At 47.4% G+C, this 14,878-nt stretch carries 14 protein-coding genes; 10 read left to right on the top strand and 4 right to left on the bottom strand.

The features are described from left to right. Nucleotides 1-27 precede the first annotated feature (27 nt). Both EWU21_RS04125 and EWU21_RS04120 read left to right on the top strand, forming a co-directional pair. Entirely contained in the window at nucleotides 28-2,079 is a 2,052-nt protein-coding gene (locus tag EWU21_RS04125) for a glycoside hydrolase family 97 protein (protein WP_130895544.1), read from the top strand. Between the two features lies 1 nt (nucleotide 2,080). Beyond that, nucleotides 2,081-2,701: an alpha-ketoglutarate-dependent dioxygenase AlkB family protein gene (locus EWU21_RS04120; protein ID WP_130895543.1), complete on the top strand. Its 621-nt coding sequence runs from the start codon at nucleotides 2,081-2,083 to the stop codon at nucleotides 2,699-2,701. Here the strand turns inward: EWU21_RS04120 and EWU21_RS04115 are convergent. After that, complete coding sequence (locus EWU21_RS04115; protein ID WP_262707893.1) at nucleotides 2,647-3,402, bottom strand: 1-acyl-sn-glycerol-3-phosphate acyltransferase; 756 nt, start codon at nucleotides 3,400-3,402, stop codon at nucleotides 2,647-2,649. The two genes, EWU21_RS04120 and EWU21_RS04115, sit on opposite strands and share 55 nt — an antisense overlap. On the opposite strand from EWU21_RS04115, the gene EWU21_RS04110 reads away from it, so the two are divergent. Then, complete coding sequence (locus EWU21_RS04110) at nucleotides 3,357-4,367, top strand: bile acid:sodium symporter family protein (RefSeq protein WP_317127222.1); 1,011 nt, start codon at nucleotides 3,357-3,359, stop codon at nucleotides 4,365-4,367. The two genes, EWU21_RS04115 and EWU21_RS04110, sit on opposite strands and share 46 nt — an antisense overlap. Continuing rightward, on the top strand, nucleotides 4,360-5,382 hold the full coding sequence (locus EWU21_RS04105; RefSeq protein WP_130895540.1) for a sodium:calcium antiporter: 1,023 nt from the start codon (nucleotides 4,360-4,362) through the stop codon (nucleotides 5,380-5,382). The genes EWU21_RS04110 and EWU21_RS04105 overlap by 8 nt, the downstream gene beginning before the upstream one ends. On the opposite strand, the gene EWU21_RS04100 is transcribed toward EWU21_RS04105, so the two are convergent. From EWU21_RS04100 to EWU21_RS04090, 3 genes are read right to left on the bottom strand one after another with little or no spacing between them, the layout of a single operon-like run. Then, entirely contained in the window at nucleotides 5,335-5,589 is a 255-nt protein-coding gene (locus EWU21_RS04100; protein ID WP_130895539.1) for a VF530 family protein, read from the bottom strand. The two genes, EWU21_RS04105 and EWU21_RS04100, sit on opposite strands and share 48 nt — an antisense overlap. Continuing rightward, nucleotides 5,586-6,107: a gamma carbonic anhydrase family protein gene (locus EWU21_RS04095; protein ID WP_130895538.1), complete on the bottom strand. Its 522-nt coding sequence runs from the start codon at nucleotides 6,105-6,107 to the stop codon at nucleotides 5,586-5,588. The genes EWU21_RS04100 and EWU21_RS04095 overlap by 4 nt, the downstream gene beginning before the upstream one ends. Next, on the bottom strand, nucleotides 6,098-6,607 hold the full coding sequence (locus EWU21_RS04090; protein ID WP_130895537.1) for a KdsC family phosphatase: 510 nt from the start codon (nucleotides 6,605-6,607) through the stop codon (nucleotides 6,098-6,100). The genes EWU21_RS04095 and EWU21_RS04090 overlap by 10 nt, the downstream gene beginning before the upstream one ends. A gap of 52 nt (nucleotides 6,608-6,659) precedes the next feature. Here EWU21_RS04090 and EWU21_RS04085 point away from each other — a divergent pair, with 52 nt between their 5' ends. The 6 genes from EWU21_RS04085 (at nucleotide 6,660) to hemB (ending at nucleotide 14,870) form a co-directional block, all read left to right on the top strand. Then, nucleotides 6,660-10,595: a hypothetical protein gene (locus tag EWU21_RS04085; protein ID WP_130895536.1), complete on the top strand. Its 3,936-nt coding sequence runs from the start codon at nucleotides 6,660-6,662 to the stop codon at nucleotides 10,593-10,595. A gap of 85 nt (nucleotides 10,596-10,680) precedes the next feature. Then, a complete protein-coding gene (locus tag EWU21_RS04080) occupies nucleotides 10,681-11,385 on the top strand; it encodes a lysophospholipid acyltransferase family protein (RefSeq protein WP_130895535.1) in 705 nt (234 codons plus the stop codon). After that, nucleotides 11,375-12,052 (top strand): DNA repair protein RecO, encoded by a 678-nt coding sequence (gene recO / locus EWU21_RS04075; RefSeq protein WP_130895534.1) that lies wholly within the window; start codon nucleotides 11,375-11,377, stop codon nucleotides 12,050-12,052. The genes EWU21_RS04080 and recO overlap by 11 nt, the downstream gene beginning before the upstream one ends. Further along, a complete protein-coding gene (locus tag EWU21_RS04070; RefSeq protein ID WP_130895533.1) occupies nucleotides 12,052-13,419 on the top strand; it encodes a M61 family metallopeptidase in 1,368 nt (455 codons plus the stop codon). The genes recO and EWU21_RS04070 overlap by 1 nt, the downstream gene beginning before the upstream one ends. 81 nt (nucleotides 13,420-13,500) lie before the next feature. After that, on the top strand, nucleotides 13,501-13,836 hold the full coding sequence (locus EWU21_RS04065; protein ID WP_130895532.1) for a helix-turn-helix domain-containing protein: 336 nt from the start codon (nucleotides 13,501-13,503) through the stop codon (nucleotides 13,834-13,836). Between the two features lie 62 nt (nucleotides 13,837-13,898). Then, nucleotides 13,899-14,870: a porphobilinogen synthase gene (gene hemB, locus EWU21_RS04060; RefSeq protein WP_201738087.1), complete on the top strand. Its 972-nt coding sequence runs from the start codon at nucleotides 13,899-13,901 to the stop codon at nucleotides 14,868-14,870. Nucleotides 14,871-14,878 lie beyond the last annotated feature (8 nt).

Raw genomic sequence — 14,878 nt, 5'->3', positions numbered from 1 at the left:
AATCTATTATTTTAGTAATTTTGCGGTATGAACAAAACCCTTCTTCTCCTACTTTTGAGCGTCTCTTTATTCGCCCAAAAATCGTTTAAGATAGCTTCGCCTACAGATCAAATTTCAATTCAAGTATCGCAAGGTGCTGATAGAGCTTTAAAATACCAGGTTTTTTATAAAGCCAAAGAGGTCATCGCACCTTCTGATCTAGGCTTGACTCTGAAGAAGCCGGCATTAGAATTACGTAAATTCCAAATCCTAGGCGTGGATTCTACTATCGTGGACGGCACCTGGAAACCGGTGTGGGGCGAGGTAAAGGAGATCCGAAATAACTACAAGGAATTGACCCTGCATTTGAAGGAATCGGGGGTATGGATGGACGTGATTTTCCGCGTTTTTGATGATGGAATCGGCTTCCGTTATTTCTTCCCGTCGCAAGACAATTTCAAACATTTTATCGTCGATAACGAGTGGTCTTCTTTCACGATGACGGGCGACCACAATGCCTTCTGGATTCCGGGAGATTACGATACGAATGAATATACCTACCAAAGAACTAAAATCTCTGAAATCGATGCCCTTGCCGCAGCGGCAAAAGAAAAAGACATCGCGGTGACGTCTTTAATGGGCAAAAACTTCGTCCAAACTCCCCTGATGTTAAAGTCAGCGGATGGCCTCTATGTGAATGTGCATGAGGCGGCATTAGTCAATTATCCGGCGATGCATTTGAAGCTAGAGGGACTCGAATTTACCTCCGCTCTAGTGCCGGATGCAGTTGGAAATAAGGCCTACGCACAGACGCCATTCAACACCCCGTGGAGAACGGTGGTGGTGTCGAATAAGGCGGAACAGATTTTGGCCTCTAAATTAATCTTGAACCTAAACGAACCCTCGAAAATCAAGGATTCCACCTGGATCAAACCCCAAAAATTCATGGGCATGTGGTGGGAAATGCACGTGGGCAAAGCGAACTGGCCTTTAGCAGGTGGAAAACACGGCGCAAATACGGAAAACGTGAAACGCTACATCGACTTCGCGGGCAAACACGGATTCGACGGCGTCTTAGTGGAAGGCTGGAACACGGGCTGGGAAGATTGGTTCGGAAACTGGAAGGAAGAAGTATTCGATTTCGTGACGCCTTACGCGGATTACCAAATAGACACCCTCACAAAATATGCCGCATCGAAAGGCTTGAAACTGATTATGCACCACGAAACTTCGAGTTCAGTCACGAATTACGAGCGCCGAATGGATGCAGCTTACCAATTTATGGTAGACAAAGGAATCAACACCATGAAGACGGGTTATGTAGGTAAAATCATCCCGCGGGGCGAGCACCACGATAGCCAATGGATGGTGAACCACTACACTCGTGTAGCAGAGAAAGCCGCGAATTACCACCTGATGGTCGATTCACACGAGTCGGTTCACCCGACGGGCTTGCATCGCACGTATCCGAACTGGATGGCCGCCGAAGCCGCCCGAGGATCGGAATTTAACAACGCGCCTACGCTTGGAATTAACGCGGAACACACGACTATTCTTCCTTTCACACGTTTGATGGGTGGCCCAATGGACTATACACCGGGACTTTTCCACATGAACTTGAATCAATTCGATTCGACGCGGACGACGAAAGTACGCTCTACTTTGGCCAAACAATTAGCCCTCTACGTCACCATCTACAGCCCCTTGCAAATGGCGGCAGATTTACCGGAAAATTACGAGCCTAAACTGGACGCTTTCCAATTCATCAAGGACGTAGCGGTGGACTGGGACGACACGAAAATCATCACCGCAGAACCGGGCGAATTCGTAACGATTGCCCGCAAGGCAAAAAACAAAGACACCTGGTTCATCGGTTCGATCACGAACGCGACGGCTCGAAATATGTCCTTCGATCTAGACTTTTTAGATCCGGATAAAACCTACGAAGCCTTACTCTACCGCGATGCGGATGATGCGGATTTTGAGAAGAATCCAGAAGCCTACGTAGTCGAAAAACGCCTCGTAACGGCGAAGTCAAAAATGACATTCCGCCTGCAACGCGGTGGCGGCTGTGCGATCAGCTTACGCCGTCTGAACTAACATGGAGCTATTCGATTTCCCTGCGGACCCTTCGGTAAACCTGCTTCCAGGCGACGGAATCGTTCATTATTACGGGAAGTTGATGTCTTCTACGGAAGCTGCCGACATGGCGCAGGCCCTACTAGAACGCATCGAATGGCGCAACGATGAGGCGGTCATTTATGGCAAACGCATCATCACGAAACGCAAAGTGGCTTGGTATGGAGACGAACCTTTTTCGTATACCTATTCGAACACGACTAAGACGGCCTTGCCTTGGACGCCTGAATTGCAAGCCTTAAAATCCCTCGCGGAAAAACACTCCGGCGAAACCTATAATTCCTGTCTTTTGAACTTGTACCACGACGGCTCCGAAGGAATGGCCTGGCACAGTGACGGCGAAAAAGACCTGAAGAAAAATGGGGCGATTGGCTCGCTGAGTTTTGGCGCAGAACGTAAATTCTGTTTCAAGCACAAACAATCTGGCGAAAAAATAGACGTCTTCCTCGAAGCCGGAAGCTTACTTGTCATGAAAGGCGAAACCCAAACGCACTGGCTACATCGTCTGCCACCCACCACGAAAGTGCATCAGCCCAGAATCAATTTGACCTTCAGAACGATCGTCACCACGAGCGCGACGTAGACGGGGAAAGTAAAAAGCAAAAGGGCGAACAAAACCGAATCATAAAAGACAGAATCCTTCGTTTTCGCCGCCGCAAAAGCCCGCACCGGAATATACAAAGGCAAGGCAAAATAGTAAAGCAATCCGCGTGGGAATCCTACGTGCTTCGGAACCTCAATCAAGCGTTCCATCTTCTCGAAAACCGCCGCGTTAAACTTGACTCGATCCGCCGCTTCCACGATAGGCGAAGTCCACGACATATTTTTGAAAGCCAGGTGAATTCCCTTCCCAAAAGCCGTAAAACTCGAATACCCAATCCCCGCAATCTGAACAATCGGGAAGATTCCCTCCGCGTGCGCACTCTCTAAAATACGACTCGCGCCCTTTTTAAACGGTTGCAACTCGTGGGTATTCAGGCAGATTCCTTCGATGAAAATCAATACAATTCCGTCGTTGCGGAGGCATTCCACTGCTTGACGGAAGGTGTTTGAATTCAGGTGCAGGTGCTCTTTCCCTTCTCGTTGGCGAAATACCGGAAGCATATTTAATTGCCTCAGCAAGAACCCGAAAACTGGATTTCTAAATACATCTCCCCGCGCTAAATAATTGATATTTCGCGGATACAAAGCGCCAATGATGATCGCATCTAAAAAAGAATCCGGGTGGTTAACGACTAATAAAACGGGGCCTTTGGTTTTCATCAGTTCCGCATTTTTTACCACGAGGGACGGGCAAAAGAGGCGAAGAGCTAAACGAACAAAGATTTTTAGGAGAAAGATCAAGTATTTCTTTAATTTTAAGCACCGCAAGGTTTAAAAATTTTCGCATGCAAGCAAGCTTTCTCTCCGTCGTTTTAATGCCCATCGCCCTCGCGATAATTATGACCGGATTAGGTTTGTCGCTCACGATGGCGGATTTCAAGCGCGTCTATGAATATCCGAAAGCGGTCATCGTAGGCCTAGGAACCCAAATGATTCTGCTGCCTATCATCTGCTTTTTCATCGCGAAAGGGCTAAACTTACCCCCTGAATTAGCCGTCGGTTTGATGCTTTTAGCTGCGGCTCCTGGCGGTCCTTCGGCGAATTTGTATTCGCATATTGCCAAAGGCGACGTCGCGCTGAATGTCACCCTCACCGCCCTCAACAGCATTTTATCGGTGGTTTCCATCGCTTTTATCGTCAATCTTTCGATGAAATTATTGATGCAGCAGGACGCCTACGTTCCTCTGCAATTTTCGAAAGTATTAGAGGTGTGTTTGATTGTTATTTTACCTGTTTCGATCGGGATGTTGGTTCGAAAAAAAGCACCCGGATTTGCACAAAAGCTCGAGTCTCCCGTGAAAATCTTATCCGCGATTTTCCTCGCCTTAATTATCGTTTTGGCCGGATGGAAAGAGCGCGATCACTTGATGCAAGATATTCAGACGGTCGGTTTGGCTTGTCTTTTATTTAATGTGGCCTGCCTTTCGATTGGGTATTTTCTGCCGCGATTGTTGAATTTGGAGAAGAAGCAGGCCATCGCGATAGGGATGGAGATCGGGATTCACAATGGGTCTTTGGCGATATTTATTGCCTTGAGCGAGATCGGGAATGGGACAATGACGATTCCGGCGGTGGTGTATAGTATTATCATGTTCATCACGGCGGCTATTTTTGGCTGGCTGGTAAATCGCGGCGAACATGTCTGATTTCATCCTAGTAGCTATTTTTCTGGTTTCAACCGCTGTGATCTGGATCACCGGAATCCACTTGACTAAGGCCATTGACCATATTACAGACCACTATGATTTAGGGGAGGCTTTTGGGGGGATGGTTTTTTTGGCCATCGTGACTAATCTGCCTGAAATCGCTATTACGGTTGTCGCGGCCTATCACCGAGATTATGATATCGCTGTCAGCAATATTTTAGGCGGCATTGCGATTCAGACGGTGGTGTTGGTGTTAATCGATGTATTTGGGGTAGGGAGATCGGCCCCCTTGACTTGGAAAGGGCATTCAAAGGTACTCGTTTTAGAGGGTGTGGCGCTTATATTTATCTTGACTTTGGTACTGATGGGGACCACATTCCCGTCCTCTTTCCTGCTATTGCGTTCGACCCCCTTCGAGTGGATGATTGCATTAATCTGGTTGGGATCGATTTTTATGATTGCCAAAGTAGGTAAATCCGAGCCGGACTACCGCAGCAAACAAGATGTGAATTACCAGCTTCGTCATCCCAATGTTCGTTTTAAGGGGACATTACGTCAAGCCTTTTTCGTCTTAGCGGGTGGCGCCGTGCTCACCTTAAGCGCTGGCTGGGCCTTAGAAGCTTCTGGAGAAACGTTGTCTGTTCGCTGGGGGATTGATGGGGTACTTTTTGGAGGAACAATACTGGCACTTTGCACCGCCTTGCCGGAGATTTCCACCGGAATTGCGTCAGCACGGATCCGGGATTATAATATGGCAGTGAGTGATATTTTTGGCGGTAATGCCTTCTTGCCGGTCTTGTTTTTAGTCGCCTCACTGATCGGTGGCGACGCGATTTTGCCGAGTATTTCTAAACCAGATATTTACCTCACGGCTTTGGGCATCTTCTTAACCGGCATTTACATGGTGGGAATGGTGATACACCCGAAAAAGCAAATTCTGCGGATGGGCTACGACTCCTTTGTGGTCCTACTCGTCTACCTGCTGGGCATTGCGGGCCTTTTTGTGCTTCTCTAGTTTTTTAATATTCCAAATATACAGCGTCTCCACCTTCGCCCTCGCCCAAGGCGTCTTGCGCAAGAATGTTAAGCTAGATTTGATACTCGGATCGCTTGCAAAGCAGTTAATGCGGATTTTGCGAGCCATCTCTTCCCAGCCTAATAAATCGACTAGATCAGTTAAAATGGCTTCGAGTGTTACGCCATGTAAGGGATCATTGCTCATTGTGTTGGATTTGAAAACCAAGACGCGTATTCTACATAATTATAGGCCGTGCGCTTGAAAACTTCAGCCGCCTCAGGGCTGACATCTTTTAAATATTTGGCCGGATTTCCCGCGTAAATACTGCCTGCCGGCACCCGAGTTCCTTGCGTCACCACGGCACCTGCTGCAACGATACTGCCTGTTTCAATGTAGGCGTTGTCCATCACGATGGCCCCCATTCCGATGAGCACATTGTCTTCGATGGTACATCCGTGAACGATCGCGTTGTGTGCGATAGAAACATAATCACCGATGGAAGTAACGGTTTTTTGGTAGGTGCAATGCACTACCGCACCGTCCTGAATGTTCGAATAATGGCCGATGCGAATGGAATTCACATCCCCGCGTACAACCGCATTGAACCAGATTGTACACTGCTTTCCAGTCTGTACATCCCCCACGATGGTGGCATTAGGTGCGACCCAGTTGTCTTCTCCTAAAACGGGTGATATCCCCTTTACTGGTAAGATTAAGCCCATTTTCCTTGGAGTTTTAATACTTTTTCAATCACATCTCTCACCGCACCGCGGCCACCATTAAAAGGAGAAACGTATTTCACGACTTGGTGCAATTCAGGAATCGCATCTGCCGGACAAGTGCTTAAAATATCTGGACGAGACAGGACTTTTAAATCCGCCATATCGTCGCCCATATATAGGATTTCATTTTCTTTGACCCCTAATTTGGGCAATAATTCGAGGTAGGTTTCTAATTTATCTTTCCCGCCTAAACCGAAATAGATGTGTTGAAACTTGAGGTTTTCTAAACGTTTTTTGACCCCTGGATGACTTCCGCCTGTGATAACGCACAGTTGAAAATCAGCCTCCCGCGCTTTTTCTAGCGCATAGCCATCGCGGATGTAGAAGGTGCGGAAATGTTCGCCTGTCTCCAGAACGTGTACATTGCCGTCCGTCATCACACCGTCGATGTCAAAAATAAAGGCTTTAATAGCTGAGAATAAGGAAAGTACGTTAGACATAGGGATTATTTTGACCCAAATATCTGAATATTTTATGTATTTTTATCCCTTTATGCAGAATACGATCACTTTCTTTCGCATCCTACTTTTCACCCTCGCCCTGAGCTTTAGCCTTTCTGCGCAAAAGATTCAGGTGGGGCCCTATTCGCTGCGCGTGAATAGCGCTCAGAAAGAGAAGAACCAGTGGGGGCCCTCGGAAATCACTTACCGCGTCGCGAATGATAGCCTCGTTTTTCAAGTGACGGAATTTTCGTGGGACGAAAAGTCGAAAACCGGCACAGCCAAAGGCGGAGAAATTCAAGGCGAAAAACTAGGTCACAAGAACGCACGTCTACAAATCGATGCGATGCAATTTCAACCGGCGAATGGAACGCTTCGATTTATTTCGGCGGACTGGATTGAGCAGGAAAAAGCGCTGAATGGCGAGGGATCACTCACCTTACGGCGCAAAGACAAATACTTTCCCTTTGAATTTAAGGGAACCGAAGCCACCGAAATGATCGGCGATGTCTGGAAAGCGGAGGGGAAACCCGTTTTCAAGGATCTGCGGAAAGGTTTAAGGGACGGGGCTTTGCATTTCCAACAGCTGGGAACGATGGCTGCGCCACTGATCTGGTTCTTGCCAGACTCGTCAATTGTCGTTCCGCAAGGTCGCTGGAGTAGTCCATTAAGCGAAAACGATTCGCTCACAAGAAGGGATTTAGCCGGTCAGTATTATCCGAAAAACCAGACCTTCCATTTTAAAAAATTAACCGGTGCCACGAATCGCGCCTTGTTCGAAGACACGTTCCACGAGATGCGGATGTCGGTGGATTTAGGGGTGTTAAGGGTGAAGGAAAAGCGCATCGATTTTTACCAAATTTCCGGACGAAACCAAGTTCCAGCCTGGCTTGAGTCGAAGGATTATTACAACGACGGCCGCATTCAGGAATTACAAGGCTTGTTGAATTATAGCCCTATGCGGATTCTGTACCGCTATGTAGTGGAGAATAAAGTAGAGGCGGCGACCATCGGCGACCTAGCTGTTTTAGTGAATCGCCGGCCGGAGCAGATTCAATCCGGTTTTCAGTCCTATGTGGATGCGGGCTATATGCAAGTGGTGGACGGGTTGTATTCTTTTACGGCTTTGGGGCGGCATTATGCACGTGTGGCGTATGAGAAAAAGGATTTTGACACCTTTTATGCGGCCTCGATGGGCGAAAATCTCGATGCGGATTCGGCCTCGATTTCCCTCGATTTAGTAGACAAGAAATTGCGCATTCGGGGCATCCAGCAGGTAATGATTTCGGACTCGCTGAAGGCGGAATTTATTCCGTATGATGAGGCGTTGACTTTCCAAAAAGGGCGCGACTTCAACTTCCTAGGCGAAATCAAGATCGGTGATTACCGTTTCCGAGGCCCAGATTTTGCCTTCAAGTTCAACGACTTTACCGCGCAATTTGCGCAGATTGATTCGATCACTTTTATCCCTAAAGGCCAATCCAAGGAGTTTGGAGGGGCTTTTCGTTACGGATCTGGTTCGCTTATTTTGAGTCCACCAGGAAATAAGTCGGGACGTTTTGGCGTAGCAGAATACCCTAAATTGATTATTCCCAAGGGAATGACCGCCCACTTCGACGAGCCCTGGCGCGCGAATGGGGTGTATGATTCGACCTACTATTTTAAGGTGCCCAGCATTGCATTAGATAGTTTGACGCAAAAGGCGCCCGTATTTGTGGGTACTTTCCATTCCAAAGGACTAGTTCCTGCTTTAAACACGCAATTGATCTTGAAGCCGGACCAAAGTTTTGGCTTTACCTATACTCAGAAAACGCCCCTTAAAATCTATCAAAACAAGGCCAACCTCAGCCTAAGCGCCCCACTGGAAATGGACAAAAAGGGCCTCCACACGGCAGGATTTTTCTCGATGGATGGGTTCCAATCCACGCTAAAAGAGGCCTTCCTGTATCCGGATTCGCTAATTAGTGTCGGCTCCGAAGGGAAACTAGGGGAGATGGCGAACAAGAAAGGCCCCATTGCGAGTCTGCCAGGACACCGATTCACCTGGTTGCCACGCGAGGATTCCCTAGCCATTTATCCGGAGAAGAATTCCTTTGCGCTCTATGCGAATCAATTGCAATTAGAGGGTCCGGTTTGGATGCACAAGAAGCAGGTTTTTGGGAAGGGCGACATTACCTTAGGTGATGGAAAACTGAAATCAGAACTGTATTATTTCCAACCTGCGACGTGGAAATCGAAGGATGCATCGCTCACCATAGGTTTGAAGAAACCGGTATTCCAGGCGGAACGGATTTCTATCGAAGCTGCACCCGGCGCGGTGAATCTGAACTTTAAAGCGGTGGAAGATGCGAAAGCTGTCTTGCCGATTCAAGGGTATTCCACGACTTACGCAGGAGCGGTTTGGGAGCAAAAAAACCAAAAGATCAAACTACAGAAGCCTGTTTTACACATCTTAGATTCCACTTCGAAAGCAGGGCCCATCACCGCGAAATTTGGGGTGCTGGATCAAGTTTCTGAGGTCATTTCGCTAGAAGGCGTGAAAGAAATCGAGATTGGGCCTGCAACCGTTTATCCAGCAAAAGGCTTACTCGCTATCGCGAAGGGTGGCCAATTTAAATCTTTAGTAGGAGCGAGGGCGACGGTGAATGGCCATGTTTTGGCAAACATCAACACCGTTACCGCTAACGCGAATCGATTTACGGGAACAGCGAATTACTTGTTGCCGGTGGAGGGAAGCGACAGCTTGATGATTCCGATGAAGAACTTCGATTTTCTGCCTGAAGGAATCCGAGCCGAGGCACGCTACATCGAGAAAACGCCTTTAAAATTAACGGCACACCAAGAATTCAAAGGCGATGTGTATTTCCTTTCTGAAAAACCGAGCTTGGAATTCAAAGGATCCATCCGGCCCTTATTAGGCACCCTGAAATTCAAAACGGCCTGGATTCCATTCGCGAATTCGAAGGGAATTGTGGTAAACGACGAGTTAAAAGACGAACTCGGTCGCTCGGTCACCGCCGGTATTTTCGTGAATGCGGCGAATAAATTATACCCCTCTTTCCTAGGTCCCATGTCGAATGAAGACGACCCAGTCTTGTTCAAAGCGGCCGGCGAAGTGACGGAAGCGTCCGAAGTGTACAGCATTAAAAATGCGGAATCGCAGATGCATTTATCGATTCCGAAAAAGCGCGTGGACACGGACGGGATGGTGCAATTATTCACGGGAAATAAGCTGGTACGGTCTTTTGGTAAGATTTCGATGTCCATCGACACGCTGATTCCGCGCATCGAATCTTGGCTCAGTTTACAGTTTCAAGTGCCGGTTCCCATTCTACAGAAAATGGGCGATCGCATTGTGAAATACAATTTAGAAGAGGGATTACTTACAGCTGCGGCGGATGAGCCGGCGGATCGAGACGAATACTTGAAGCGGGTAGAGCCGATTTTAGGCAAAAAAATTCCGGAGGCCACGAAAGCCAGAATGGATCGGGAGCATTTGGCCTTGGATAAAGTGGATCCTGAATTCGCCAGCATGATTAATTTCTCTTCTGTAAAATGGGCTTGGTCGCCTAATTTGAGTGCTTTTTATTCGATAGGGGATCTGCCTTTGATTCATGTGGGGCCGGTAGATGTGAATGCTACGGTGAAGGGGATGATGGAGGTGGTGAAGAAGCCAAACAAGGAAGAGTTTTACGCCTATTGGGAATTATCCGAAGATCTTTGGTATTATTTCGCTTATTTTGAGGGAGAGTTAGGTGTTTATTCTTCTGACAATTCCTTTTTAGCCACAGTGCGTGAGTCGATGAAGACACAGAAAAAAGGCGGAATAAAAGTAGTGGAGGCGGCTGCAGAAGAAAAAAATGCGTTTATCAAGCGCTTCACTACCTATTACAAACCATTGATTCCGGTGAAGAAAGCGCCGGCTAAGATAGAACCAACAAAAACAAAACCAGCCAAGAAAGGCAAAGAGAAGAGCGGTGGATTTTAAGAGTATAACCTTTTTACAGCATTTTTTTGATTGCTTAGACCGCTGGGGTCTGGTGCGTCGTGACCCGTTTGGGAACCCGATCGGAATGAAACGAATCATCGTGTTTATTCTAGGCTGGTTAACCTTTGCTCGCTTGAGCATTTACAATAAAACCGAGATTAAGGGGACTGAAAAAATCATCGATTTACCACACGAAGGCGTTCTGTTTTTATCGAATCACCAAACCTACTTTATGGACGTGATTTGCCTCTACCACATCTTTTTCTCCGTGAAATGGCGGGTGAATAACAGTATTCGCTTTCCTTTTTATTTACTGGCTCCGCGTTCTCGGCTTTTTTACGTGGCGGCATTAGAGACGATGAAGGAGGATGGTTTTTTACCCCGGGTATTTTCGTTAGCCGGGGCTATTTTAGTGAATCGCTCCTGGCGTGCACATGGCCAGGATGTAAAGCGGGAGGTAGATTTAGAAGCCCAAGCGAAGGTTATTAAAGGCCTAAATTTTGGCTGGGTAGTTAGTTTCCCACAAGGAACTACGCGTCCATTTGCCCCCATCAGAAAAGGAACTGCGCACCTCATTAAGGCCGCAAATCCCATCGTCGTTCCTGTCCAAATCAACGGTTTCCGCCGCGCCTTTGACAAGAAAGGCTTCTTCTTAAAGAAACGTAACACGACTTTGAGCGTGGAGTTCAAAGACCCGATTCGCTTTAAAGAATCAGATTCAATCGAAGAAATTTGCCAACGAATTTCGGAAGCTACTGGTATTCCGATGGCCGACCCAAATGCTAACTAAAACCCAAGGCATCGTCATTTCCTATATGCGGTATCGGGAAACCTCGATCTTGGTGAACGTCTACACCGCGGAAATGGGGATCAGTTCTTACATCGAAAATGGGGTGCGTTCTGCCAAAGCCAAGCATAAAATGGCCCTCTTCCAACCGCTCACCTTGCTAGACTTAGAAGTCTACCACAAGCCGGGAAAGGGGTTGCATCGGATTTCAGAGGCCAAATGTTTCTTCCCCTACCAAGCCATCCCCTTCGACATCGCGAAGTCTTCTCTTGCCTTATTCCTCTCCGAAGTATTGAGTAAAGTTTTAAAAGAAGAGGAGGCAAATCCCGCTTTATTTGAGTTCTTGAGCCATTCCATGCAGTATCTGGATCGCGCTTCAGAACATTTCGAAAATTTCCATTTGCAGTTTCTGTGGCAATTAGCGGCGTTTTTAGGTTTTGGGGCAGGCAATGCGGCAGAATTCTACCAGCAACTGAAAGCCGCCGGCTGCATCGTGCCAAATTTTACGGAATTAGACGCCTTAATTCACGCGGATTACGGGCATCCCATTGTGCTGCACCGGGCGGAACGCAAAGAATTATTGGCCGGAATGCTTAATTATTATCAATTGCACATGGAAAATTTCGGAGAGATTCGTTCCTTGCAAATCCTACAAGAAGTATTAGCCTAATGCTTAATCGCTATCACATTCAGCTGGCTGAAAAGCCGAACTATCTGGACATCACCTTTCAGTTTACCCCACGTAAACCGGGCAAACAGGTGATTCAATTACCTATTTGGCGCCCAGGCCGCTACCAGGCTCAAAACTTTGCGAAAAACATTCCGGTTTTAAAGGCTTTTAGTGGGGGTGTTTCCATACCCATCGAAAAAATCGCTTCCTCTATTTGGACCTTAGAAGCATCAGAAACCGTCGAAATTCGCTACAGCTATTATGCGAATCAACCCGATGCCGGCGGATCTGTGGCGGAGGCTGACTTGCTCTATATCAATTTCATCAATTGTCTTCTGTATGTCAAGGGCCGTGAAAACGAGCGTTGCGAAATCCAGATTGAAAAACCAGCTGGCTGGCAGAGTGTCTGTACTTTCAAAAACGGTGGAAAATACCGCGAGCTTGTGGACTCGCCTTACATCGCCGCCCCGGCCATCTTTCAACATAAATGGAAATGCAATGGCGTGAAATTTGCGATCGATGTAGTGGGATCGCGCCAGGCTTTGACGAAAAAACTGACAGACGCCTACGAAAAATTCACCCAAACCCAGCTCGACTGGATGGGCACTTTCCCCGTCAAAGAATACCACTATATGCTCTGGGTTTGTCCTACGCCCTATTACCACGGGGTGGAGCACACAAAATCTACGATGATGGTGATGGGACCGCCGGACCGCGATGCCTATGAAGACTTGATCGGCTTAGGTTCGCACGAATTATTTCACGTTTGGAACATTGCGACGATTCGCCCGAAGGAACTATTTCCTTATGCATACGACCGAGAGGTGCCGTTTTCCACCGGCTGGGTCGTGGAAGGAATTACGACCTATCTTGGGGATTGGTTTTTGTATGAGTCGGGCGTTTGGAATCGGCAAGAATACCTGGCCGGTTTATTAGGCAACTTGAAGTTACATTTTGATCGCGACGCGAATGCGCAGCAGTCGCTAGAGGAAAGTTCGATCGATTTATGGCTGGACGGTTACGGGGTGAGCTTGCCTTCTAAGCGCGCGTCCATTTATTATAAGGGAGCGGTGGTGGCTTTGGCTTTGGACCTAAAATTACAGGCAAAAAATGGCAAGTCGTTAAAAGAAGTAATGCATAAAATGAACGCGGAGTTTGGGGCATTGAAAAAAGGCTACACGAAAGCCGACTTCATCCGGATTTGCGAGGAAACGTATGGCGAATCTTTACAAGATTTTTTCCATCAATTCGTGGAAACAACAACTGACATTACCGCTGATTTACAGGGCATTCTCGAAAGCGCCGGCCTGCAATTCGCGCAGGACATTTCGAAAGGCTGGACCTTAATTGAAAAACACGCCTTTTGATTGCGCTTTTTGTCCTGAAAGTAGAAGTTTTGTCTTTTCAGTAGCTACGAATTATCCTCAGAGTTTTAGAATTTTACCGGAATGAAAGAATTTGCTACTTTAATTCGAAAAGCCCGGATAGATATAGGCTATAGCCAAGATTATGTATCCTCGGAATTAGGAATTACGGTATCTGCCTACTCTAAAATCGAACGCGGCTTGACGGATCCTTCCCTGAGTCGCATGAAGCAAATCGCAGGAATTTTAGAAGCAGATTTGTCGGTTCTTTTTAAGTCCAAAGACTATCCCCATTTCTCCGGCGTTGCCGATCCTGGTGGTTCCAATGAACCCGTTTTTCGCTATGAATTTGATGCTTGTGTAGGCTTAGTTCGCGACCTGCAAGAGCAATTGCGGAATTTGAACGATCGCCTCCTTTAATCCCCCTTTTTCATTGCGGAATCAGGGCTTATGCCTAAATTGCAGGTTCAAAATCAATTCCTATGTTGAATAGACCGCGTCGTAACCGTTCCAGTGCCGCTATCCGCACGATGGTGGAGGAAAATCGCCTTTCGGTGAAGGATTTACTTTTCCCTCTTTTTGTGATGGATGGTTCTGCTACGAAAACCGAAATCAAGTCGATGCCGGGCATTTACCGCTACACGACCGACCTTTTATTGAAAGAAATCGAGGAGTGTTTAAACCTAGGAATTACCTCTTACGCCCTTTTTCCACAGGTGGCTGAGGACCGCAAGGATTCGCTAGCGACTGAATCGCACCGCCAAGGTAGCCTGTATTTAGAAGCCATTCACGCCGTGACGAGCCGTTTTCCGGAGATTTCGATGTTAACGGATGTGGCGATGGATCCCTACAGTTCGGATGGACACGATGGGATTGTTCGCGGCGGCGAGATTTTGAATGACGAAACGTTAGAGGTGTTGGCCAAAATGGCCATAGCACAAGCCCAAGCCGGATCAAAACTGATCGGTCCATCGGATATGATGGATGGTCGCGTGGGTTATTTACGCGAATCCTTAGACGATGCCGGTTTCACGAATGTGGGTATTATGGCTTACAGTGCGAAATATGCGTCTGCTTTTTACGGACCTTTCCGCGATGCGTTAGAGTCTGCGCCTAAATTTGGCGATAAAAAGACCTACCAAATGAACCCCGCAAACAGTCGCGAAGCCCTTCGCGAGGCGGAATTAGATGAATTAGAAGGAGCAGATTTCTTGATGGTCAAACCGGCTTTGGCCTACTTAGACATCATTTCTTTACTCCGCGACAATACGAATTTACCGATCGCCGCCTACAACGTTTCAGGCGAATATGCGATGGTCAAAGCAGCCGCAGCAAACGGCTGGATCGATGGCGAAAAAGCGATGTTAGAAAGCTTGCTTTCGATGAAGCGCGCCGGAGCTCAGGTCATTTTGACCTATTTTGCGAAAGAATTTGCCCAATTAAAAATATCCTAAAACTGATC

This window comes from Aquirufa antheringensis (assembly GCF_004307425.1).
GTDB lineage: Bacteria > Bacteroidota > Bacteroidia > Cytophagales > Spirosomataceae > Aquirufa > Aquirufa antheringensis.
Note: the sequence above shows the minus strand (reverse complement) of the source record. Positions and strands in the feature narration are given on the sequence as shown.